Annotated in this window: 22 protein-coding genes and 2 pseudogenes; 7 read left to right on the top strand and 17 right to left on the bottom strand. The window is 38.0% G+C overall.

Features of this window, described 5'->3' with window-relative positions; translation table 11 throughout:
- Positions 1-57 precede the first annotated feature (57 nt).
- On the top strand, positions 58-1,242 hold the full coding sequence (locus IEU81_RS10705) for an NADH-dependent flavin oxidoreductase (RefSeq protein ID WP_092596205.1): 1,185 nt from the start codon (positions 58-60) through the stop codon (positions 1,240-1,242).
- A 31-nt stretch (positions 1,243-1,273) separates the two neighbouring features.
- Positions 1,274-2,281, top strand: coding sequence for an NADP-dependent oxidoreductase (locus IEU81_RS10700; RefSeq protein WP_092596206.1), 1,008 nt, complete (start codon positions 1,274-1,276; stop codon positions 2,279-2,281).
- A 50-nt stretch (positions 2,282-2,331) separates the two neighbouring features.
- On the opposite strand, the gene rlmD is transcribed toward IEU81_RS10700, so the two are convergent.
- From rlmD to IEU81_RS10680, 4 genes are all read right to left on the bottom strand, one after another.
- Complete coding sequence (gene rlmD / locus IEU81_RS10695) at positions 2,332-3,726, bottom strand: 23S rRNA (uracil(1939)-C(5))-methyltransferase RlmD (RefSeq protein WP_092596755.1); 1,395 nt, start codon at positions 3,724-3,726, stop codon at positions 2,332-2,334.
- A 154-nt stretch (positions 3,727-3,880) separates the two neighbouring features.
- A complete protein-coding gene (locus tag IEU81_RS10690) occupies positions 3,881-4,909 on the bottom strand; it encodes an NAD(P)/FAD-dependent oxidoreductase (protein WP_186090999.1) in 1,029 nt (342 codons plus the stop codon).
- A gap of 15 nt (positions 4,910-4,924) precedes the next feature.
- The gene (locus IEU81_RS10685) at positions 4,925-5,863 is read right to left on the bottom strand and encodes an ABC transporter substrate-binding protein (RefSeq protein ID WP_186090998.1); all 939 of its coding nucleotides are present in this window, start codon (positions 5,861-5,863) and stop codon (positions 4,925-4,927) included.
- Between the two features lie 146 nt (positions 5,864-6,009).
- Complete coding sequence (locus IEU81_RS10680) at positions 6,010-7,176, bottom strand: iron-containing alcohol dehydrogenase (protein WP_186091042.1); 1,167 nt, start codon at positions 7,174-7,176, stop codon at positions 6,010-6,012.
- A 240-nt stretch (positions 7,177-7,416) separates the two neighbouring features.
- Between IEU81_RS10680 and IEU81_RS10675 the strand changes: the two genes are divergently transcribed.
- On the top strand, positions 7,417-7,725 hold the full coding sequence (locus tag IEU81_RS10675; protein WP_186090996.1) for a PadR family transcriptional regulator: 309 nt from the start codon (positions 7,417-7,419) through the stop codon (positions 7,723-7,725).
- Position 7,726: 1 nt separating this feature from the next.
- Positions 7,727-8,320 carry a DUF2812 domain-containing protein gene (locus tag IEU81_RS10670; protein ID WP_186090995.1) on the top strand — a complete coding sequence of 198 codons (594 nt, stop codon included), beginning with the start codon at positions 7,727-7,729 and terminating at the stop codon, positions 8,318-8,320.
- Between the two features lie 16 nt (positions 8,321-8,336).
- Here IEU81_RS10670 and IEU81_RS10665 read toward each other — a convergent pair.
- From IEU81_RS10665 to IEU81_RS10645, 5 genes and pseudogenes are all read right to left on the bottom strand, one after another.
- Positions 8,337-8,606 (bottom strand): annotated as a pseudogene (locus tag IEU81_RS10665) (helix-turn-helix domain-containing protein); the annotation flags it as partial.
- 496 nt (positions 8,607-9,102) lie between these two features.
- Positions 9,103-9,876 (bottom strand): SDR family NAD(P)-dependent oxidoreductase, encoded by a 774-nt coding sequence (locus tag IEU81_RS10660; protein ID WP_092596212.1) that lies wholly within the window; start codon positions 9,874-9,876, stop codon positions 9,103-9,105.
- Between the two features lie 74 nt (positions 9,877-9,950).
- Positions 9,951-10,496 carry a hypothetical protein gene (locus tag IEU81_RS10655; protein ID WP_092596213.1) on the bottom strand — a complete coding sequence of 182 codons (546 nt, stop codon included), beginning with the start codon at positions 10,494-10,496 and terminating at the stop codon, positions 9,951-9,953.
- Between the two features lie 110 nt (positions 10,497-10,606).
- Positions 10,607-11,821, bottom strand: a complete 1,215-nt coding sequence (locus IEU81_RS10650) for a MalY/PatB family protein (RefSeq protein WP_231957241.1) — start codon at positions 11,819-11,821, stop codon at positions 10,607-10,609.
- 171 nt (positions 11,822-11,992) lie between these two features.
- Positions 11,993-12,889, bottom strand: a complete 897-nt coding sequence (locus IEU81_RS10645) for a LysR family transcriptional regulator (RefSeq protein WP_184280724.1) — start codon at positions 12,887-12,889, stop codon at positions 11,993-11,995.
- 99 nt (positions 12,890-12,988) lie between these two features.
- Here IEU81_RS10645 and IEU81_RS10640 point away from each other — a divergent pair, with 99 nt between their 5' ends.
- Entirely contained in the window at positions 12,989-14,014 is a 1,026-nt protein-coding gene (locus IEU81_RS10640; protein ID WP_186090991.1) for a YeiH family protein, read from the top strand.
- Positions 14,015-14,050: 36 nt separating this feature from the next.
- Here IEU81_RS10640 and IEU81_RS10635 read toward each other — a convergent pair.
- Positions 14,051-14,170: pseudogene (locus IEU81_RS10635) on the bottom strand (IS3 family transposase); the annotation flags it as partial.
- A 2-nt stretch (positions 14,171-14,172) separates the two neighbouring features.
- Positions 14,173-14,712 (bottom strand): GMC oxidoreductase, encoded by a 540-nt coding sequence (locus tag IEU81_RS10630; protein ID WP_186090988.1) that lies wholly within the window; start codon positions 14,710-14,712, stop codon positions 14,173-14,175.
- Positions 14,713-14,908: 196 nt separating this feature from the next.
- Here IEU81_RS10630 and IEU81_RS10625 point away from each other — a divergent pair, with 196 nt between their 5' ends.
- Complete coding sequence (locus IEU81_RS10625; RefSeq protein ID WP_186090986.1) at positions 14,909-15,235, top strand: four-helix bundle copper-binding protein; 327 nt, start codon at positions 14,909-14,911, stop codon at positions 15,233-15,235.
- A 110-nt stretch (positions 15,236-15,345) separates the two neighbouring features.
- On the opposite strand, the gene IEU81_RS10620 is transcribed toward IEU81_RS10625, so the two are convergent.
- Genes IEU81_RS10620 through IEU81_RS10615 form a run of 3 tightly spaced genes read right to left on the bottom strand, consistent with a single transcriptional unit; the run spans position 15,346 to position 17,397 of the window.
- Positions 15,346-16,017 carry a response regulator transcription factor gene (locus tag IEU81_RS10620; protein WP_184280718.1) on the bottom strand — a complete coding sequence of 224 codons (672 nt, stop codon included), beginning with the start codon at positions 16,015-16,017 and terminating at the stop codon, positions 15,346-15,348.
- Entirely contained in the window at positions 16,010-16,363 is a 354-nt protein-coding gene (locus IEU81_RS11035) for a sensor histidine kinase (RefSeq protein WP_231957240.1), read from the bottom strand. Before IEU81_RS11035 ends, IEU81_RS10620 begins: the two co-directional genes overlap by 8 nt.
- A 35-nt stretch (positions 16,364-16,398) precedes the next feature.
- On the bottom strand, positions 16,399-17,397 hold the full coding sequence (locus IEU81_RS10615; RefSeq protein WP_231957239.1) for a sensor histidine kinase: 999 nt from the start codon (positions 17,395-17,397) through the stop codon (positions 16,399-16,401).
- 707 nt (positions 17,398-18,104) lie between these two features.
- Here IEU81_RS10615 and IEU81_RS10610 point away from each other — a divergent pair.
- Positions 18,105-18,728, top strand: a complete 624-nt coding sequence (locus tag IEU81_RS10610; protein ID WP_186090985.1) for a YdhK family protein — start codon at positions 18,105-18,107, stop codon at positions 18,726-18,728.
- Positions 18,729-18,907: 179 nt separating this feature from the next.
- Here the strand turns inward: IEU81_RS10610 and IEU81_RS10605 are convergent, their stop codons facing one another.
- From IEU81_RS10605 to IEU81_RS10595, 3 genes are all read right to left on the bottom strand, one after another.
- Positions 18,908-19,159 (bottom strand): copper ion binding protein, encoded by a 252-nt coding sequence (locus IEU81_RS10605; RefSeq protein WP_051239034.1) that lies wholly within the window; start codon positions 19,157-19,159, stop codon positions 18,908-18,910.
- 137 nt (positions 19,160-19,296) lie between these two features.
- Positions 19,297-19,728 (bottom strand): CopY/TcrY family copper transport repressor, encoded by a 432-nt coding sequence (locus IEU81_RS10600; RefSeq protein ID WP_185125026.1) that lies wholly within the window; start codon positions 19,726-19,728, stop codon positions 19,297-19,299.
- A 108-nt stretch (positions 19,729-19,836) separates the two neighbouring features.
- Entirely contained in the window at positions 19,837-21,885 is a 2,049-nt protein-coding gene (locus tag IEU81_RS10595) for a copper-translocating P-type ATPase (RefSeq protein WP_092596238.1), read from the bottom strand.
- Between the last annotated feature and the right edge of the window lie 184 nt (positions 21,886-22,069).

Below are 22,069 nucleotides of genomic sequence, written 5' to 3'. Positions count from 1 at the left end.
TTATACATTGCTAATTTGAAAGTGAAGGTAAAAAGAAAGTATATAAGGAGCAGCATGATGAATAAAAAATATGCACCATTATTTGAACCCTTATCCTTGCCGAACGGCATAGAGTTATCGAATCGTTTCGTACTGTCACCGATGATTACCAACTCATCGACAAGAGACGGCTATGTCACAAAAGAAGACGAAATGTATCACGCCAGAAGAGCAGCCTCTGCTCCAATTCAAGTAACAGGTGCTGCTTATATCGAACCGTACGGCCAGCTGTTCGAATACGGCTTTAGCGTTGCCGACGACAGAACAGTAGCCGGCCTTAAAAAATTGGCTGCTGCCATGAAACAAGACGGTGCCAAAGCCATATTGCAGCTGACCCATGCCGGACGATTTTCTAATCAGGCTATCCTTGATCTCGGCGTTGTATACGGGCCGAGTTTTATGGCGCTGAATACCCCTATTAAACACCAGGTGCTGCCGATGACCCAACGTAAAATTGAGCTGGTGATTTCACAATATGCCGATGCAGCAAAACGCGCAATCGATGCAGGGTTCGACGGTATTGAAATATCCGCAGCACAGCGCCTGTTAATACAGACATTTTTCTCTAAATTTTCAAATCAGCGCAATGATGAATACGGCGGGGACACTTTAGAAAACCGTTCCCGCTTCGGACTTGAAGTGATTCAAGCTGTCAGTGATGTAATTAAAGCACATGCACCGGATGATTTCATATTTGGATTCAGAGGCACTCCGGAAGAAACACGCGGTGAAGATGTCGGCTACAGCGTTGAAGACTTTCTGCAATTTGTCGACTGGGCAGAAGAAATTACAGATATCCACTACCTTGCCATAGCAAGCTGGGGCCGCAATATTTATCAGAATGAAGTCCGGGCAAATGGTCCGCATCAGGGAGAACCTGTTAATAAAGTTGTCTATGCCCATGTAAAAGGCAGGATTCCGATGATGGCTACAGGTGGTGTAAACTCGCCGGATAAGGCACTTGAAGCCTTAGAATACGCAGATATGGTGGGTGCATCCAGTCCCTTCATTACTGAACCGGACTTCGTGATAAAATTAAGAGACGGACGAGAAGATGATATCGATCTGCAATTTACTATTGATGACATCGATGATTTAAAAATTCCTAAATCCGCCTTTAAAGATATCGTACGCATGATGGATTACGGCGAAGGTCTGCCGAAGGAAACACGCGACGAACTTAGAAGATTAGCTGACGAGTAAGAATTAAGTATATTTTATAAGGAGGATAATTATGAAAAATGAACAATTAGTATTAGCAAAACGGCCAGCAGGCTTGCCTCAGGATGATGTTTTCAGATTTGAAGAAACCGATATTAAGACCCCGGCTAATGATGAACTGTTAATTGAAAGTGTATATATTTCAGTCGATCCTTATATGCGCGGACGCATGAATGATGCGAAATCTTACGCAAAGCCTTTTAGTTTAAATGAACCGCTGAATGGGCATATTGTCGGCAGAGTCACTGAATCAAACGCCGACGGTTTTAAAGAGAATGACGTCGTCACAGGACGTTTACCATGGAAAAAATTTAATACGGTATCCGCAAAAGATGTTAAAAAAGTCGCTTCAACAGATGTACCGTTCCACTTATACTTGAGTACACTCGGCATGCCCGGCCATACAGCATATGGCGGCTTATTAAATATCGGCAAACCCGAACCGGGAGAAACCGTAGTTGTTTCCGCTGCCTCAGGTGCTGTCGGTTCTGTTGTCGGTCAAATCGCTAAAATAAAAGGCGCTAAAGTAATCGGAATTGCAGGCGGTACTAAAAAGGTGAATTATCTGACTGAAGAATTGGGTTTTGATGCCGGCGTCGATTATAAAGCTGACGATTTCAAAGAGAAATTAGCAGAAGCAGTACCAGATGGTGTCGATGTCTATTATGAAAATGTCGGCGGCACTGTGTCAGATGAAGTATTTAAACACTTGAACAGATTTGCAAGAATTCCTGTATGCGGAACTATTTCATCGTATAACTCAAAAGAAGATAACGGACCGCGCGTTCAAGGACAGCTGGTCAAATCACAAGCTTTAATGCAGGGTTTTCTCGTTGCTCAGTTTGAGAATCAAGCTGAAGAAATCAGTCAGCAGCTGGCAGCATGGGTTGAAGAAGGTAAAATAAAATCCGAAGTTACGATTGCTGAAGGATTCGATAAGCTCCCTGAAGCATTCCGAAATCTCTTTACTGGAAATAATTTTGGCAAGCAGATTGTTAAAGTTTCAAATTCATTAGACTAAATTAATAAAAGCCGCTTGAAGACTATTAAATATCTTCAAGCGGCTGTTTTTTATTCAGTTTTAACGAGTAAGCTAACGACTTCAACGTGCACAGTGTGCGGGAATAAGTCGACCGGCTGAACAGTTTTTAATTCATAGCCGAGTTCACGAAGCCAGGTAATGTCAGCTGCAAATGTCTCCGGGTTGCATGATACGTAAACGACTCTGTCCGTACCGAGTCGTCCAATTCTTCTCATCACTTTACCGCCGGCACCTGAACGCGGCGGATCCAGCATCAGCAGGTCTGGTGTCCCCCATGTTTCAAGGACTTCATCCATCCCCCGGCGTGCGTCTTTAGCTAGGAAGTAAGTATTATCGATACCGTTATCCTCAGCATTTCGTTTAGCAGATTCTATGGATGACTCAACGATTTCAATCCCGGCTAATTCTTTTACTCTTGCTGCAAACGGCAGCGAGAATGTTCCCACACCGCAGAACAGATCAATCATACGTTCGTGATCTTTAGCATCTGCAAGTTCCAATGCCAGTTCAACCAGTTTCTCTGCTTGCGTCGGATTAGTCTGGAAAAATGTATCAAACCATGTGCGGTAGTTATACCCGTACATCACATCATTAATGTAATCTCTGCCGTACAGCAAATAAGTATCTTCTGATTGTGTGCGGTCAGCGATATCGGTATTCACCATCCACATTATACTTTTCAGATTATCGAATACAGATGAAAGCTCTTCAATCAATTCATCTATTAAAGGTTTCAGTTCGCCGTCCGGCGTATCTGTTGCAAATATTGCCAGCATCATTTCTTTTGTTTCCTGCGACCGTCTCACCATTAAGTGGCGCAGTAAACCGGTATGTTTTTCTTTGTGATAGCCAGGCAGTTCATGTTTTCTCGCCCATTTAGAAACGATGCGCATTGCTTCAACCATGTCGTTATTGGCGATTAAACATGTATCGATATCGATAATTTTACGAAAATTCCCCAGTTCATGCATGCCCAGTTCGCCGTTCTGGCCAAAAGTAAATTCCATTTTGTTGCGGTATTCAAACGGATGTTCTTCCATGCCGATGGCATCTTTAACGACATCAGTGTCAAAGCCGTGTTTCTGCAATGAACGTTTAACAAAATCCGTTTTCTCTTTCAGCTGAGCTTCATATTTCCAATGCTGCCACACACACCCCCCGCACAGGTCAAAGTGCGGACATGGTGCCGGCACTCTGTCAGGATGCGCCTCAACAATTTCTTTAGGCAGTACATTGGCACGTTTTCGCGTCGGATTCGGTACATCGACTGTCACCGTTTCTCCCGGCAGCGTTTGCGGGACTGCCAAATTCAATTTGCGCGGTTTATGACCGCCGTGGTCGCGTAAAGCATAACCGCGCCCTGATCCCTTGTTGTCCAGCTCATTTATTTTAATCGTAAATGTCTCTATATGATCATTATCAATGTTAACCACTTTATATCTCCTCGCCCATCTATTCGTTCATACAATTTTACTTATAGACTGCTTTTCTTGCAAGCAAAACTGTTAAATTTCCGCTGTTCTTGTACAATCAAAGAAAAGTCAGGAAATCATTAAGATTCCCTGACTTTAAACTATTTTAATACATCAGTTTCTGATTTTTAGATTTAAATCTCTGATTATGTGACGATACCATAGCAAACTGATCCGCTTTTGGATCGATATGTGTTTTAGCATTGTTCACCGCATTCACTGCATCAGCATATGCGCCTGCAATCAAATTGACCTTGCCTGTATATCTGATACAGTCGCCTGCAGCAAAAATACCCGGAACATTCGTAATACCTGTCGGTGCTGCCTTAACGAAAAAGTCATTTTCCAAGTTTAAACCTAATTTATTTTCTCTAAACAGCAGATTTTCCTGATCGTAACCGTGATTGACGATTAATTCATCGTAAGCATGGGTTGATGCTTCCCCCGTCTGATTATTAGTAATTTCGACGAGTTCCATCCTGTCGCCACCGCTGACTCCAGTGACCACTGACTGCGTCATTATTTCAACGCCATTTTTCTTCAGTCTGCTGACATCCGCTTCATGCGCTGTTAAATCATCACCGCGGTAAATAATATGAATTTCTCGAGCAATCGGCGACAAGTCATTGGCCCAGTCGACCGCAGAATAACTGCCTCCGGTAATTAATATTTTTTTATCGATAAATCGCTCGATATCCGGTACTGCATAATGAAGATTTTTATTCTCAAAAAGATGCGCATTATCAATATTTAATTTAACGGGTTTAATCATGCCCCCGCCGCCAATCGTAATAATCACACTTTTTGAATAATGTTCTTCTCCTGTTGACGTTGTAATCGTAAAATAGTCATCATTGTCTTTTTGAATATTGGTAACAATTGTATTTAGTACAACATCCGGTTCAAAAGTCAGACCCTGAGCGATAGATTTTTCAATCAGCTGGCCTGCCGCAATCGGTTCGGTCCCGCCTATATCCCAAATCATTTTTTGAGGATACAAATGAACTTTGCCGCCGAGTTTCTCCTGACCGTCGATTATTTTGGTCTTCATTTCTCTGAGCCCAGCGTAAAAGGCACTGAACAGTCCGGCTGGTCCGCCGCCGATAACTGTAACATCATATATATTTTGAGACATTAAAATTACAACTCCTTAGTTTGAAACCAATGCTTCTTCTACATCTTCAACAATTAAACTGTTGGCAATATAACCGCTGTATAACCAGCTGTCTGCTTTAGTATATTCGTATACATTGCCATTTTCAATTGCTGGAATATTACTGAACACATCATCACTGAAAGCTGCTTCACTGTCACCTTCATCAGTTCCGATAAAGAAAATATGATCCGCTTCAAGTTCAGCCAGACTTTCAAGTGACGCTTCAATCCAAGGCGTTTCATTATCTGCAGACAATTCTTCAACTAACGGCGGTGCGGTCAATCCAAGATCGTTATATAAAACTTCCCCGCTTGATTTATCCTGGTTAGAGATAAAGTAAGAATCTCCAGTCCACCATACGGCAACAGCGGACTCGTCTCCGACTTCCTCTTCTAAATCTGCCGCTGTATTTTCAACGACTGAATTGTATTCATTTATTTTTTCCTCAGCTAAATCTTCTTTGCCAAAAACTTCTGATACACGTGTTAAACGATCTCTCCAGTCATCGTAGCTGCCGCTTTCAACGACGAAAGTCGGTGCAATTTTAGAATAACTGTCGTATTTATCTCCATCAGCAAGATCAGATGAACTTAAGAGCAAGAGATCCGGTTCTTCTAAAGTCACTGCTTCGAAAGGCAGATCGAAAGGCATTAACGGCACACCTTCAAGACCTTCGGGCTGCAAGTACTCCTGAATACTTTCTTCTCCAACTGTCCATTGAACGACAGGTGTTTCTTCTAAAGTCAGTAAATCATCTTCCAAATATGTCCCGATGATACGTTCAGGATTTTCTGGTACAGACACTTCATGCCCTGCATCGTCCGTCACAGCAACCTCTTCTGTATCCGTATTATTTGCTGTATCTTCCGCTTCATTTGAACATCCTGCAGCAATCAATGACATTCCGAGCATTAAACCAAGTAATTTTTTCATTTATTTTCCCCTGTCCTATTTATAAAATCGATATTGATAATCATTATCAATTGAATTTTATGCTTTATAGCCATCAATGTCAATACTTGTCACACACTATTTAAGTCTTAAAAAAGACGGACACAGTTTAGTGTCCGCCTCGAAATTTAAACACTCATTAATTTTTTATACATTCTGATAAAGTCCGCTTTTGTAAATATTACTGGTACTGGATAAAGCGGATTCGCTTCACTGTATGCCGAATCTGCAAGATCGTTTATATCTCTATGTCTCAATTCCGGGAAGTTTTCTCCGATATCCATCTTATTATTCAATTCTTTAATACTGTTAATGAACTTCTCTGCCTTGACTGCATTACTGTCCTTTTCATCAGTCACATTTGCAATGTCACCGAGATGAGCCAGTTTATCGTGCACTGTTTCACCGTATTCTTCTAAAATATATGGTAAAATTTTGGCCACTGTCTGACCGTGCTGAAGGTTATATTTTGCACCTAGAGCATGTCCCATAGCATGGACGTTGCCTACATAAGCCCGGGTGAATGCTTTTCCGGCAAAATAAGATGCCCGCTGCATGTTTGTTCGCGCCTTGATATCTTGACCATCCGTATAGGACTGATAGAGATTTTTATAAATTAACTCTACCGCTTCTTCACTCAGCATTTTAGTCTGCTTCGTATTTGATCTGTTAATATAGGCCTCCACTGCGTGTGTTAGTGCATCCATACCTGAATATGCAGTCATATCTTTAGGCAGACCGAGCAGCAGTTCCGGATCAAGAACTGCGGCATTCGGCATTAATTTAGTATCGATCACAGCATATTTCTCATCCGTATCATGGTCTGTAATCACTGCTGCGATTGTTGCTTCACTGCCTGTCCCTGCTGTTGTTGGCACTGCTGCAAAGTAAGGTAAATCTTTTCTTACTTTTAATACTCCTTTAAATCGGCGTAAATCTGACGTATTTTTTACTGCAGCAATCCCCGTCCCCTTAGCACAGTCAATTGCTGACCCGCCTCCAAACCCAATAATACCTTCACAGTTCTGTTCCTTATAAACCTGCACCGCCTCAGCAATGTTTTTGCTGGTTGGGTTTGCAGCAGTTCCCTTATATATAAAATAAATAATGTTCTCTTCATTCAGGCTGTTCAACATTCTCTTCAACAGACCTGCTCTAACGATTCCTTCATCAGTTACAATCAGTACTTTTTTAATATTGTTTTCATTCAATTTCGGTGCCAGTTTCTCAATGCATCCCACACAGTTAATGACGGCCGGCGGCTGCCAGTTTAATAGGTGTGCTGTATTTTTCATTATCCATTGATACGTTCGGCTGTATATTTTTAAAAGCATCATTATCTTTCCTTTCACGCGTTCAGTAATACTTCGTTCGATTTATCTTACATACATATTACTAAAGTTAAGTGAGAGAAAGATTATAAAAACATTAAAGTTTTTTCTCATTTAATTTCCACAATCTATACAGTTGACTTTTATACAGTCAGACTATATAGTTGAACTATACAGTCGAACGATATAGTTGAGGTGATAAATATGAGGCCGAAACTTTTGCCTTTGTCGGAAACCATGCATTTAATTATGCTTGCATTAAGAAAACCGCTACACGGCTATGCGATTATGCAGCTCGTGAACGAAATGTCAGATGGTCAAGTCAGCATCGCAGCAGGTACGCTTTACGGTGCACTGGATAACCTAAAAAAACATCATTATATTGAATTGCTCTCAGACCCCAGCGAGCGTAAAAAAGTATATCAAGTGACTAAGCTTGGTGAAGAAATATTGGAACTTGAAAACCAGCGTTTGAAAAAATTTATTTCTCTTTACGAAAAAGGAGAGGGTTAAAATGAATAAATACAGATTATTTATTGATCCTGAGAAAGAAGAAATGTGGATTAATAAAATCCAACAGGACGGCTACCGCTTAGTTTCAAACACGCTCGATTTCATTTATACGTTTGAAGAAACAGATGAAAAGTATATTACCCGTACCGATTATCAAAACCACATGAGTAAAGAAAAGTATGATGAATATCTTAATATCCATGAAGAATTTGGCTGGGAGCACATCAGAGGCGGCAGGTTCGGGATGACCCAGCAGATCTGGTCAAAAATTGAAGATGGTAACGATAAATTGTTTTCTGACCGGGACTCAAAAATTAATTTCTATAAACGTCAAATGAACTTTACAGGCAGCTTAGCCTTTCTGTTTTTAATTTATTCATTTATTTTTGAGCCGGTTACTGGTAATAATTTATTTTTAACTTCCGGCCTATGGGATATGCAGGGAACAGAATTTTGGCGTGCTTTCCTGTTCGAACTTCCTTTTGCAATAATGAGATTTTTACCAGCCATACTTTTTCCTATCGCAGCTGTTTTATTTTTCGTCTCCTACTACAAGTCAGATCAGGCGAAAAAAGCGCTGGAAAAAGAGAAATAATATAGTAGAAACTAGTTTATTTCTTAATTCTGTATACAGTTTGTCTAGTGATTCCGACTTCTTTTGAAATTTGAGATATTGTGATACCATCTTTTAGTTGATCTGCCATGCGATAATACACTAATCGTTTCTGAGGATCTTTAATGTTCGGTGAATAAAGTACCGGACTGATACCTTTTTCTTTTGCAATCGCAATCATAGCAAGTATTCGAACAATTAAATCTGTGATGAATTTATCAAGAAGAGGGTGACCAATTGCATCAGCCATAATCGATATGCTTGTCATTTATGACGATAAATTTCATATATTTATAAGTGTTATTTTGCATAACCAATGTTAAAACCCAACTATCTCCTTGAAAAGATAAGCTGGGTTTTTTTATAGTGCAAGTTATCGCCTAAAACAATGCAAAATATGTCCTAAAGTGAGACTGTGTAATCATGAATTTGTACTTACTTGTATAATTAAAGTAGACCCTAACAATACTTATTAAATATGTCTATACTTGAATTTAATCTATGAAAAGTAAGTACCATTATTTTGGGAAATCCACATCACAAGTAAATTGCGCATTTTATTTTCTATGTTTCTTTAAAAAAAGAATTGTTCAACAACCTAAAAAATAATATTGCAAAAAACCTTCCAAAGAAAATACCTATGGAAGGTTTTTAGCATCTTGTGCATATTCAAAAATTAATGAGTCTCATTTTAAAGTCATAGATATAGAAAAAAACTGGGCGGTATTGTAAAGTTTATGACCAGAATACTGATCTTAACTCTGTTACTGCTGAAGCTTTCCAGCCGTATACCCTCCGTCAATCGGCACTGTAACTCCGTTGATTTGTCTGGCTAAGTCTGAACAGAGAAACATAACGACATTCCCCTGGTCCTCAGGTGTTGACATTTCACCGGCTGGAAGAGATTCCAGCACACCGTTATATTGTTCCGGATTATCTTCTGCCCATCTTTCAATAGCTGGTGTAATTGTTGCCCCCGGTGCAATAGAATTTATACGAATGTTTTGTTTTCCGTATTCTAGTGCAACAGATTTAGTTAATCCTACAACTCCGTGTTTTGAGGCGGTATATGGCGACATATTTGGAGATCCTTCTAATCCCGCTCCTGAAGCTGAGTTAACAATAGCTCCTCCACCTGTTTTAAGCATGGCGTTAATTTGATGTTTCACACAATAGAAAATACCATATAAGTTTATTTTAATTGTTTTATCCCAATCATTAGAATCCAGCTCGCCTATTTTAACCTGGCCCGCGTTAATACCGGCATTATTATGAGCAAAGTCTAATTTGCCAAAAGCAGAAACGGTCTCATCTACTAATGCTTTAACCTGATCTTCATCGCTGACATCACATTTGAAAAACTGTGCTTCGCCCCCGCCTTCTTTAATTAACTTGACTGTTTCTCTGCCGCCCTCTTCACTGACATCGGAGACCATTACTTTAGCACCTGCTTTTGCCAAAGCAACAGCACTTGCTCGACCGATTCCTGAGCCTCCCGCTGTTACCAAACCGGCTTTATCTTTTAATAATTCTGTCATCAAATACATTCCTTTCAAAAAATTATTTTATTACCAGACATTTCTTTTTGATTTTTATTACTCATTTTGAGTTACTAATTATTTTCAAATACCATTCTTTCATCTCTTGTATGGCTTTCAAATTTAGCAATAATATTATCATCATTATCTTTAAATTCTATAAGAGGAAGAGTACCATGTTCTTTATTGTAAAGAACTCCGGAGGTCATTTCTCTAATAGATTTACCCATACCTTCTAATTTTGAATTATATCCTTTTTCATTAATATCATCAAATTTGTCACTTACGTAAACTGTAAGTTCCATATACTCGTCATTCTGAGTCTCGATTGATTCTATAAAACCATCACGAGTCATTTCATCGTATTTTTCTTCTAAAATGGTGATCTGATTATCGGAAGGATTATTCTCTGAATTCGTCTCTTCTTGTGAATTTTCTACAGGAGATTCATTTTCTTTTTCATCTAATTTCTCTTTTTCCACAGTGTCTTCACCGACCTGCTGGTTTTCTTCTGATGAATTATCATTTTCCGCAGTTTGTTCTGCGGTTTCATCTGCCCCGCCGCAAGCTGTTAAAAATAAAATTGATGATAAGGTGCCTGTTAGAAACAATCTTTTCATAATATAAATCTCTCCCATAAGTATTAAAGTGCACTATAAAATATACCAAAAATTGTATATACCTGCAACAATTGAGAGGATTATAATTGATTAATAATAATTACAAAAGTTTATGCGATTCCTTTATCTCGCTCGTTATATAAATAGTCAAAAGTTTTTTTAATACGGATGAGCCCATCTTCTATTCGTGCACGACTTGAAGCCACGTTAAATCTGAAGTGTTTATTCTCGTAGTCCAAGTATAATTTGCCCGGTGATACTGCAATTCCTCCTACTTCAACCAGTGCTTTGTGGACCAGTTCGGCATCGAACCCCGATTTTTCAAAGCTTATCCATCCGAGATATGTTGCTCTTGGAATATCAAGAGATAAATATTGAGACAGATTGTCATCAATGTATTTCTGGACATATTCAAAATTGTTCAAGATATGATTATTTAATTGATCCACCCACTCGTTACATTCATTGTAAGCAGCTTCAATAGCTGCAAGAGCGAGGCTGGAAGCATTGCCAACGTTGTATACTTCTTTCGTTACCTCTGTAAGAGTTTTCGTGAGTGTTCTGTCTTTCGTAACGAAATAAGAATGAGGGATACTTGCTAGATTAAATGTTTTGCCGAGGCAGCTTGCAACCAAAACCTCATCGCCTTCTTCAGATAAAGCTGAAAATGATACAAAATCCTCTTTCGGCCTGACAAAATCCATATGTATTTCATCGCTGATTAAGTATATATTATTTGCTGCGCAGATGTCTTTGATAGTTTGCAATTCTTCTCTTGTCCAGACTTTGCCGGTTGGATTATGTGGGTTGCAGTGGATGTACATGCTTACATCATCACGTTCACATAATGAAGTGAAATGATTTACATCCAAAAAGTATTCCTTTAAATCCTTATCATATATTAAAGGAGACTCGACGATTTTCCGGTTATTGCTTTCAATTAAGCTGGGAAATTTATTGTATGAAGGAGTCGTTAATATAATACCGTCTCTCTCTTTTGTCACTTGTCTCAGCGCTTCCCCCGCAGTAAACAGAACTGTCGGTGAGTAGTGGATGTCAGTGTCACTCAGTACTGTATTATAGCGAGATTGCCACCAATGTTTAATGGGTTCATAGAACTGTTCGTTTTGCCATATTGTATAACCGAAAATACCATTATCAAGACGTTCTTTGATTGCCTCCCTGATTGTTTCAGGTGTTTCTATATCCATATCGGCAATCCAGAAAGGTTCCAGGCCCCCTACTCCGAATAAAGCCTCAGTCCCTTCATATTGAACGCTATGCGTGCCTTCTCTTGTTGTTTCCTTATTAAAGTCGAATTGCATAATTCCTGCCCCTTTTCAATCTAAACATTCAGTTTTTTATTATCTTATCATTAAACTTCAAATAAATATATCATGGAGAAAGAATGTGATTTCTGACATATCCATCTTGAAACTAAATGTCTGTCTTGTTTTTGTGGCTGACACAGCTGTTCTTTCAGAGTTCGACAGAATTTAAATATAAAAAGTATCATACAAATTCTTCTGTTCCAATAACTCTGTAAAGCCTTCTAGAACCTTAGATTGATAATGACTGTTTTTCAAATAAGAAAAAGTTCTTTTTAAAGATATATCCGCTGGGTTTACTGTAATCAAATCTCCGTACTTCAGTTCTTTTTGAATGGCCCATCGGGACAATAGACTGAGACCGAGCCCTGCTTCAGCTGCTGCTTTTATAGATTGGGTACTGCTGAATGTTAAAAAACTCTGTGGAACTATTTTAAATTCCTCAAACAATTTTTCACTCGCTTCCCGTGTTCCTGATCCGTTTTCTCTCATCAGCCATGTATACTTTCCGAGTTCTTTCACTGAAATACTATCTTCCCGTTTTAAAGGAAATCCAGGCGATGCGACAATCACCATGGAATCTTCCAAAAATTCTTTCTGAACCAGAAATTTTTTCGGTGTATAACCTTCTATGATACCAATATCCAGCTGGCTGTTGTTAACTAAATGGGCAATTTCTTCTGTATTTCCAATGGTTACAGCGGGCTGACTGTAGGGATACAGGCTAAGCAGTTCAGCAATTAAATTTGGAAGCAGATATTCTCCAAAAGTATAACTGGCTCCGATGTTAATAGGTCCACTTGCATTATTCGTCAAATCATCGACAAGGTATTCCATTTTGTTATAGAGCGCGGCAATTTCTTTACCGTAATGATATACAATTTCACCTGCTTTATTTAATTTTACAAATTTGTTATTACGATCAAGCAGCTTTGTTCCTATTCTTTCCTCCAGTGCTTGTATATGCTGACTGACAGCAGGTTGGGACATGTAATATTTTTCTGCTGTTCGTGAAAAACTTTTATTTTCGGCAACGCTTAAAAATATTTTTAATTGGGAATCCATGTTAAGTGCCTCCTTCTATAACCATATGCTTATAGTATATATCACTATAATTTATTTTACTTATCCATGTGGAGATTTTAAACTTATAACTATCAGGAGATGATACTTATATCTATAGAAAAGAAACAAAAACTAAACTCCCTTTTATGGTGGTCAGCGGGCGTCGCCTTTACATTTTTAATTGCTTTTTGGGGTTATCTTTTTTCATTATTACCGGGTTTGAATAATGTCGGACAGCTGGCATGTGCAATAATTATTGCTGTGATTTACCGGCATTTTTTTGGATACCCGATGATTTTGAAAAATGGTATAGTATTTTCTTCTCAAAAACTTTTGCGTCTTGCGATAATATTATATGGTCTTAAATTAAATATTGACGTTATTTTACAAGATGGACTGGGACTGCTACTGAGAGACGGGATAATTATTGCTTCCGTGATTCTATTAACAGTCTGGGCTGCCAAAATCTTTAAAGCAGACAGTACAATATCTTTATTATTGGGTGTTGGGACAGGTGTGTGCGGAGCAGCTGCAATTGCAGCGATAGCTCCAATTGTAAAATCTAAAGATGAAGACACAGCAATCAGTGTGGGTATTATTGCACTTGTGGGTACTGTGTTTGCTGTCGGTTATACTTTGATTGAACCTGTGCTGCCTTTGTCTTCCGAAAGTTACGGTATCTGGGCGGGATCTACGCTTCATGAACTGGCACATGTCGCCATTGCGGCGGAACCCGCTGGTGAAGATGCATTGGCAATTTCTCTGCTGGCAAAACTGGGCAGGATTTTCTTACTGGTTCCACTGGCGTTTATATTTATATTGATAATGAACCGTAAAGAAAAAGGGAAACAGACGGAACGTAATAAAGTACAATTTCCATGGTTTCTCGTTGGATTTCTCTTAATGAGCATTATTGGGAGTTACGTCATCGACAATACTGTACAGGTGACAGATAATATAATGGAAGATGTTTCCACTCTCACGACATGGCTTTTAACTGCCGCTATGGTTGGGTTGGGTCTGAATGTTAATTTAAGTGATTTACGCAGTAAAGCATTTAAACCTCTTATTATTATGATTATCGTCTCTCTAATCTTATCTGTACTGACATACTTTTCTGTTTAGATTTAGCTATGATCATTAGAATAAGATAATGGTATGTCAACAGAATATTAGACACTTTTTATAGAAGTTTTCTTTATACTCCTTTGGTGTGAGATAATCCAATGCATCATGCGGTCTGATTGTGTTATACCAGTTTACATAGTCGAATAGTCCCATTTTTAACTGTTTGATTTTTCTAGAACTTTATTATCTTTCATGTATTTCTTCATGCCTTCAGCTGCTCTGTAAGTGAGTGCGCCAAGTGTACCTGTAGGATTTGATTTTGAATGTAACGGGAACGAAGATGCACCGACTACAAACAAATTTTCCATATCCCACATTTGTGAATAAGTATTTACTGCTGAAGTTTCCGAGTCGTCACCTATTATTACTCCGCCGCCTGTATGGTCGGACAGAGAGTCTTTTCCAAACTCTACTGAATCATCTATTTCAGGAACATTAATATAATCTGCACCCATTTCTTCTAAAATTTCTTTACATTGCTGATGTGCATATTTTACAATATTTCTATCTATATCACTGAATTTGTAAGTTACATGCAGTAATGGGTCTCCGAAAACATCTGTATAGTTCGGATCTAAATACATATAATTTCCTTTTTTCGGCAGTACGCCGTTTTGCTGCTGCATATCGATTCTTCTGTTTGTATAAAATAACAACTTATCTTTAAATTCCTGACCCCATGGTGATAACTCCAATGCTCTAATTTAATAACTAAAAATAACAATATTTCTTGATTCTTCTAGGCAAATTAAATTATTAACTCAGTTGTAGAAGCTCCGCATTATTAAAATTCTGTGCAGTTTCGATGGAGTTTTACAATATCGGTTTATATGCGAAACAGATGGGAATTCACTCAATGTAAGTGATTCAATTCTATAGGAGGGATTTACAATGGCACATGAACAACACCAACAACTGATTCAGACGTTACATGAATGTATGGAAGCCTGTAACCATTGCTACGATGCCTGTTTGAAGGAAGAAGACGTAAATATGACGGCAAAGTGCATCAGACTGGATCGCGAATGTGCAGATATCTGTGCATTTCTAGAACAAGCATTAATGAGAGGCACTCCATTTTCTTCTGATTTAGCAGCAGTATGCGCCAAAATTTGCGAAGCTTGCGGAAATGAATGTCAGAAACACGACCATGAACACTGTCAGAGATGTGCAGAAGCGTGCTTCAAATGTGCAGAAGCATGTAAGGAAATTGCTTAGAATAAAACTTGTGTAGAAGAAGTGCCATGTCAGATAATAATTCTGGCATGGCACTTCTTATTAATCGAACAAAAGCAAGCAGTCTAACGTTTTAATATTGAAAATGTGTTTTAATTTTTAATCCATTTGTAACCAACGCCCCACACTGTGTGAAAGTAATCATCGATAGGAAATCCGACTTCCCGAATTTTTTCCCGCATATTTCTAACATGGGAATCCACAGTACGTCCTTCCGTTTCAGAATGCATGCCCCACACTAAATCAATCAATTGATTTCTAGAAAATACCCTTCCTGGATTTTTCATGAGTAATCCAATGAGTGCAAATTCTTTTGGTGTTAATTTTACAAGCTGTTTTTTATAGGATAGTTCAAATTGATCTTCGTCCCATAACAGTCTTTCGACTTCAATCCGGTTGACAGGTCTTGTTCTTCTTAGTAATGCATCCATTCTTGCAACCAATTCTTCTTCATTAAAAGGTTTTGTGATATAGTCATCTGCACCCAGCTTGAGTCCTTTTACAATATCTTCTTTCTGCTCACGTGCAGTCACCATGATAATAGGTACATCTGAGTATTGCCGTATTTCTCTGCATACTTCCCATCCATTCATTTCAGGCATCATGATATCCAGTAGAATAAGATCAAACTTCTCTTCTTTAACAAACTTAAGCCCTGCTTTTGCACCTACTGCTTTTCGACAAAAATAAGGGTAAGGTTTCAAGTATAATGTCAACAGTTCGAGCATTCTCTCTTCATCATCGATTAACAGCACTTTATTCATTTACATTCTCCTTCTTTAAAGATATGACGAAAACAGTCCCCTTGCCGAGTGTACTTTCTACTCCAATCTCGCCACCATGCAACTCCACAATTTCTTTAGCGATTGTCAGCCCGAGACCAGATCCTCCGCTTACCCGGGATCTAGACTTTTCAGAACGATACAGTCGATCGAATATAAAGGGTATATCTTCTTCTGGGATTCCTTCTCCTGTATCTGAAATAGTTGTTAAAATTTCATTTTTATTTTGAATAACTTCCATTGTGATATGACCTTTCTCGAGAGTATACTTTATTGCATTATCTAATATATTCAATATAACTTGTTGAATTCTTTCGGGATCTGCCATAACAACCAAGTTGTCCGGACAATGTAAGGAAAGCTCTATTTTTTTTCATTGAGCGCTGGACGGATTCGTGCTAAAACCGTCTCAATCAAAGTGCTAAATACTACCCTCTCTTTTGTGATGGCAAATTCATTATGATCGATTTTAGCTAATTCAAACAGATTTTTTATCAGGTCTGCTAAATGCTCTGTTTCTTCCTGAATGATTTTAATGTATCTATTCCTGTCCGTCGTGGATATTTCTTTTCTGCTAATAATATCCGTATACCCTTTCATATAGGTTAAAGGTGTTCGTAGCTCATGCGATATACTCCCTAAAAATTCATTTCTCTCGTTTTTTAAACGTTCCAGATCTTGCGACAGCAAAGTAATCGAAGTCGCCAAATCTCCAAGCTCATCTTTTCGATGTGTATACAATTCCACGTTATGATTGCCTCTACTTAATTGTTCTGTCGCTTTTTTCATCCTCAATACCGGTTGGGTAATAACTCTGGAAAGAATAAACACCGTTATAACAGTCAGAAGTAAAGTCAATAGACCCACAAGCCAAAACTTATGGCTGAGATGATCAATAATCCGTTCGATGCTATCACTTTCAGCAAACATAAAAACATGCCCGCTATGAGTTTCGTTAAAAGTTAGGGGGCTGTCTGTAGAGACATATTTTTCTTCTGACCAATTTGATTTCAGGATAACTCCTTCTTGTGGTATTTCACCATAATCAGTATGTTCAATAACAGTTATCATTTCTGGTTCAACCGGATCAGAATTGATGATTATCTCTCCATTCTCATCTGTTATCACCACAATAAAATCTGATTCTGACTCCATAATCGCAACATGTTCCAATGTCGTGGTTGTATAGTTTTCTTCCAATACGTCTCTGTGTGTATTCCCCCGGGCCAATAAATCCCCCATCACTTCCTCCACACGATCAGCGACCAGATTTGTATATAGGATATAGAATAATATGATTTCAATAATAAGAATCACCAGAAAAAACAAAAGTCCGATTTTTAAAGCTAATTTATTGAACATAAAAGCCTCCTCAGTTTTCTGCAACAGCATAAATCGTAATAGATTATCTTATCATTTTGTTCATTAGTCATATTATATAGAAAAGTAGTATTTTTATTATGAATAATTCAGCTTATTTTACTTTGCCTACAACTAAAATTTTCTTCCACTGTTCTTATGAGCCGTCATTAGACACATAACTATTTCTGTTTATAGTCTAGATTTCTAACTCATCTTCGTTCTGTGGATTGATTGCAACATACAAAATACCATCATCTTTCATCTTCACTATCTTTCGATAAAAATAATCTAGCAGAGGTGGCAGCTGCAACGAAGTTTTAGTCTAAAAAATGTATGACTAAGTATAACACCTGACCGTCAAAACTTTTTAAATTTAAAGGGTAACTCGAAGTTACATGAGTGATTTTACCGCATCCCGCTAAAAATATAGATGATAATATTATAGTATTAATTATTAATTTTCTTGGTATCATGATTCGCTACTCTCTTTATACATTTTATTATTTAAATATCGATTTTTCGTGCAGATTTGAAGGAAGCGCTGAGATATCATCCACGGTTAATAAACCTTTAAATTGAAATCCAATATGTCGAGTCGGTAATATTATTCTTGATTAAATACATTTATTTTTCATTGAATCTGCACGTAAACTGCAAAAGTTATGGGTAGAGTTCTCAGTAGAACTAATAAAATGGAGGGTATATACATGGTAAAAAACAAAATATTATTAGGGCTTCTTTCCATATTCGCTGTATTTTTAATGGCTGCCTGTGGTAATGGGGAAACTCAGCCTAATGAAGATGAAGAAAGCCAAAGCACTGAAACAGAGTCCAGCTCTGAGGAGGAAATGGACATGGAATCAGATTCCGGAGGTCATATGGAACATTCAGCTGATGAGATGTCCAGTTCCGGTGAAGTACCTGAAGACTTGAAAGAAGCAGAAAATCCAACTTATGCAGTTGGAAGTCAAGCGACTATTGAAGCAGAACACATGCAAGGTATGGATGGTGCTGAAGCAACAATTTCCGGTGCTTTTGACACCACTGTCTATACTGTCTCATACACACCGACGAACGGCGAAGAACTGGTAGAAGATCATAAATGGGTCATTCATGAAGAATTGGAAGAACCGGGAGAAGCCCCATTAGAACCAGGCGATGAAGCAGTAATGAATGCATCACACATGGAAGGCATGGAAGGTGCAACAGCCACGATTGACTCAGCTGAAGAAACGACTGTCTATATGGTAGATTTTGTTACAACAGATACTGAAGAAGAAGTGCAGAATCATAAGTGGGTTACAGAAAGTGAACTGGCACCTGTGGAATAAATTAGTGAATAGTAATATAGGATAGAAGCATGGATTCCTGATTACAAAGAAAAAATCCGGCAAATCTTGAATTAAGATTTGCCGGATTTTTTATCTTGGTCTCTTTCTACAATTATTATATAGAATCAATATGACATAAAAAGATGATACTCTAAATTCTTAAAATCTTTTGTCATTAACTAGCTGCAGCATGAACACGCAGAACCATCTTCTTTATCAATATCCTCTTTAATCTCGTAGCCGGTATTTTGAATAGCACCTTTGATGTCTGCCAAATTAATTGTACTGTCATTAAATGTTACATCTACTTTACCTTCAGGAATTTGAGCTTTGACTGATTCAACGCCATTTAATTGACTGACACTTCCCTCAACTTTATTAACGCAAGCCCCACATGACATTCCTTCTACATTAAGTGTTACTTTTGACATATAAATTCCTCCTTAAAATTTAATTAGATTACGCTATACAATAATTTCATCATACCCCAGGCAGGTATTTTATATTTTCTCTATTTTTTTATTTAACCAATCAATTATCTTACTTAATTCATTGTATCTACTGCTGATTAACAGTTACATTGACCTGGAACACAATTACATGGCACTACGTCAACTGCATCCTCTTTTTTCATCTCTAACACTTTTTCCAACTCTTCTATATCTATATAGCTTAATGTTGATTTTGAAATTAAATCTGCAATAATTTTTCCAATGTCTTTATTACATATATTATCGAAAGTTTGTTCAAGTGTACTTTTGAGAAAGTCACTTTCTTTTAAATTAGTTGAATAAATGTATTTGTTGCCGTCCTTTTCTGTGTTTAATACGCCTTTATCAACAAGTCTCCCAATAAGTGTTTTGGTCGTGGCCGGTTTCCAATTCTTTTTATTTTCTATAATATCTCTAATATCTTTACTCGTAGTTTTTTTTTGTGCCCAAACGACCCGCATCACTTCCCATTCGGAATCTGTGATATTTGAATCAATTGCTTTGGTCATATTTTCACCTCTAATTTTTTCAAGTATTTTTAAGATGCCTTTCATATTTCATACAGTAAAGAATTAAAATACCGACTATCCTTAAGTAAGGATTTGTCGGCATTTATTTTATTCTACTTCAAATCTATGAAGTAACTGCGCATTGATTGCAACGATGATTGTACTGAGACTCATCAAAATCGCACCTACAGCCGGACTGAGTATTATCCCCCAAGGCGCCAGCACTCCTGCTGCCAATGGGAGGGCAATCACGTTATATCCGGTTGCCCAGATCAGATTCTGTACCAATTTATTATATGTTCTTTTAGACAGGCTGAATATTGCAAGAATATCTTTCGGATTACTGTCAACGAGAACGATGTCTGCACTATCCATCGCGATATCTGTGCCTGCACCCACTGCGATACCAACATCTGCTTTAGTCAATGCCGGTGCGTCATTGATTCCGTCACCTGTCATTGCAACAACCAAACCACGTTCTTGGATTTCTGTCACTTTATCTGCTTTCTCATTGGGCATTACTTCAGCATAGACTTCATCAATCCCAATTTGTTCTGCGACATAATTTGCGACTTTTTGGTTATCTCCGGTCAACATTATAGCTTTAATATTTCTCTTATGCAGCTGTTCTATTGTCTGCTTAGAACTTTCCTTAATCTTATCTGCCAGTGCAATGGCACCTGCTAATTCTTCGTTTACCAAAAGAAAAACTACCGTCTTACCTTGTTCTGACCATTTATTAAAGTTCTTATCGTCAAAATCTATTTTTTGTTTACGTACATATCCCGGACTCACTACTTTGACTTGTTTATCATCAATCGTCCCTTCAATTCCTACACCAGTAATTGAATTGAAATTTGACATTTCAAGCAATTCAAGTTCTTTTAACTTGGCTTCATTGAGTATACCTCTCGCAATAGGGTGTTCCGATTCATTTTCTATTGTTGCTGCATAACTTAAAAGGATATTTTCGTCAATATTATTGAAAGTCTGTATATCTGTAACACCAAATTTACCCTCAGTCAAAGTACCCGTCTTATCGAAGATCACAGCGTTAATTTTACGAGCCTTTTCAAACTGTGGACGTTTTCGAATTAACAAACCGTGCTTTGCAGCAAGTGATGTAGATACTGAAATAACCAACGGTGCTGCCAGACCTAAAGCATGAGGACAAGCAATAACCAAAACTGTTACCAATCTCATGATAGCAGTATCTATAGTTGCTCCAATACTTATCCAAACGATAAATGTGATAATACCGGCAGCTAAAGCGATATAGAATAACCATTTAGCTGCTTTATTAGTTACATCCTGAGTTTTCGATTTAGTACGTTGTGATTCTCTAACCATATCTATAACTTGTGTCAGATAAGATTCATTCATCAGTTTCTCTACTTCAATAGTGAGAGAACCTTCTCTGTTTATTGAACCTCCAATGACCTCGTCATCAATGGACTTTTCGACAGGGACGGACTCACCTGTCAGCATAGATTCATCAACTTGCGACTTTCCTTTAACGATTTTACCATCCAGCGGCATTTTTTCTCCGGGTTTTACTAATAGTAAATCACCCGCTTTAATATCATCAATCTGAACTTCTTCTGTTTCACCATTTTCAGTGATACGGTTTGCCGTATCAGGCATTAATGATGCGAGGGATTCCAGAGCCTTGGAAGCATTGTTAATAGCTCGCATTTCAATCCAATGTCCCAGAAGCATGATTAATACAAGAGTTGCCAGCTCCCAGAAAATTTCTTCCCCATTGAATCCAAAAACAACTGCCATACTATAGAAGTAAGCGACAGAAATCGCCATTGCTATTAATGTCATCATGCCTGGTTCTTTGTTTTTCAATTCATCGTAAGCGCCCTTAATGAATGGCCAACCCCCGTAGAAATAAACGAACGTGGCCAACGCTGCCACAATATAACTATCTCCAGTAAATTGCCAATCCACACCTATGAAATTTTGAATCATCGGAGATAGAAGTACAATTGGAATTGTGAATATCAGGATAATGAAGAATTTATTACGAAAATCTGTCACCATATGCGCATGATGATCGTGTCCGTTATGATTATGGGATTCATGGTTCTCCTCATGGTTATGATGACTTTCTTCGTGCTCAGCATGATTATGATTATCTTCTTTATTCATTTCTTTCCCCCTCCTACATTATAATAAGACTACAATTGTAAACGATTTATTAATTTAAGTTTACATCTGTAGTCGTTATTTGTCAAGCTATTAATTTACTAAGTTTATTATAAAAAATATATGTGCAGAAACTATCCACTACATGTATTTAAAAACTAAGTAAAAATAAATTAACTGCTACTCT

Origin of the sequence: Jeotgalicoccus aerolatus (genome assembly GCF_014635205.1) — a bacterium.
Classification (GTDB): Bacteria; Bacillota; Bacilli; order Staphylococcales; family Salinicoccaceae; genus Jeotgalicoccus; species Jeotgalicoccus aerolatus.
The sequence above is the reverse complement of the archived record's forward strand: the minus strand, read 5'-3'. Positions and strand labels throughout refer to the sequence as shown.

What these genes read in the sequence shown, in the direction of transcription:
- IEU81_RS10680 (WP_186091042.1), bottom strand. Translation starts at nt 7,176, where the DNA reads ATGAAAAATACAGCACACCTATTAAACTGGCAGCCGCCGGCCGTCATT.
- IEU81_RS10595 (WP_092596238.1), bottom strand. Translation starts at nt 21,885, where the DNA reads ATGAATAAAGAAGATAATCATAATCATGCTGAGCACGAAGAAAGTCAT.
- IEU81_RS10685 (WP_186090998.1), bottom strand. Translation starts at nt 5,863, where the DNA reads ATGAAAAAATTACTTGGTTTAATGCTCGGAATGTCATTGATTGCTGCA.
- IEU81_RS10670 (WP_186090995.1), top strand. Translation starts at nt 7,727, where the DNA reads ATGAATAAATACAGATTATTTATTGATCCTGAGAAAGAAGAAATGTGG.
- IEU81_RS10605 (WP_051239034.1), bottom strand. Translation starts at nt 19,159, where the DNA reads ATGTCAAAAGTAACACTTAATGTAGAAGGAATGTCATGTGGGGCTTGC.
- IEU81_RS10675 (WP_186090996.1), top strand. Translation starts at nt 7,417, where the DNA reads ATGAGGCCGAAACTTTTGCCTTTGTCGGAAACCATGCATTTAATTATG.
- IEU81_RS10610 (WP_186090985.1), top strand. Translation starts at nt 18,105, where the DNA reads ATGGTAAAAAACAAAATATTATTAGGGCTTCTTTCCATATTCGCTGTA.
- IEU81_RS10660 (WP_092596212.1), bottom strand. Translation starts at nt 9,876, where the DNA reads ATGACAGAATTATTAAAAGATAAAGCCGGTTTGGTAACAGCGGGAGGC.
- IEU81_RS10705 (WP_092596205.1), top strand. Translation starts at nt 58, where the DNA reads ATGAATAAAAAATATGCACCATTATTTGAACCCTTATCCTTGCCGAAC.
- IEU81_RS10640 (WP_186090991.1), top strand. Translation starts at nt 12,989, where the DNA reads ATGATACTTATATCTATAGAAAAGAAACAAAAACTAAACTCCCTTTTA.
- IEU81_RS10700 (WP_092596206.1), top strand. Translation starts at nt 1,274, where the DNA reads ATGAAAAATGAACAATTAGTATTAGCAAAACGGCCAGCAGGCTTGCCT.
- IEU81_RS10690 (WP_186090999.1), bottom strand. Translation starts at nt 4,909, where the DNA reads ATGTCTCAAAATATATATGATGTTACAGTTATCGGCGGCGGACCAGCC.
- IEU81_RS10620 (WP_184280718.1), bottom strand. Translation starts at nt 16,017, where the DNA reads ATGAATAAAGTGCTGTTAATCGATGATGAAGAGAGAATGCTCGAACTG.
- IEU81_RS11035 (WP_231957240.1), bottom strand. Translation starts at nt 16,363, where the DNA reads ATGGCAGATCCCGAAAGAATTCAACAAGTTATATTGAATATATTAGAT.
- IEU81_RS10600 (WP_185125026.1), bottom strand. Translation starts at nt 19,728, where the DNA reads ATGACCAAAGCAATTGATTCAAATATCACAGATTCCGAATGGGAAGTG.
- IEU81_RS10645 (WP_184280724.1), bottom strand. Translation starts at nt 12,889, where the DNA reads ATGGATTCCCAATTAAAAATATTTTTAAGCGTTGCCGAAAATAAAAGT.
- IEU81_RS10650 (WP_231957241.1), bottom strand. Translation starts at nt 11,821, where the DNA reads ATGCAATTCGACTTTAATAAGGAAACAACAAGAGAAGGCACGCATAGC.
- IEU81_RS10625 (WP_186090986.1), top strand. Translation starts at nt 14,909, where the DNA reads ATGGCACATGAACAACACCAACAACTGATTCAGACGTTACATGAATGT.
- IEU81_RS10615 (WP_231957239.1), bottom strand. Translation starts at nt 17,397, where the DNA reads ATGTTCAATAAATTAGCTTTAAAAATCGGACTTTTGTTTTTTCTGGTG.
- IEU81_RS10655 (WP_092596213.1), bottom strand. Translation starts at nt 10,496, where the DNA reads ATGAAAAGATTGTTTCTAACAGGCACCTTATCATCAATTTTATTTTTA.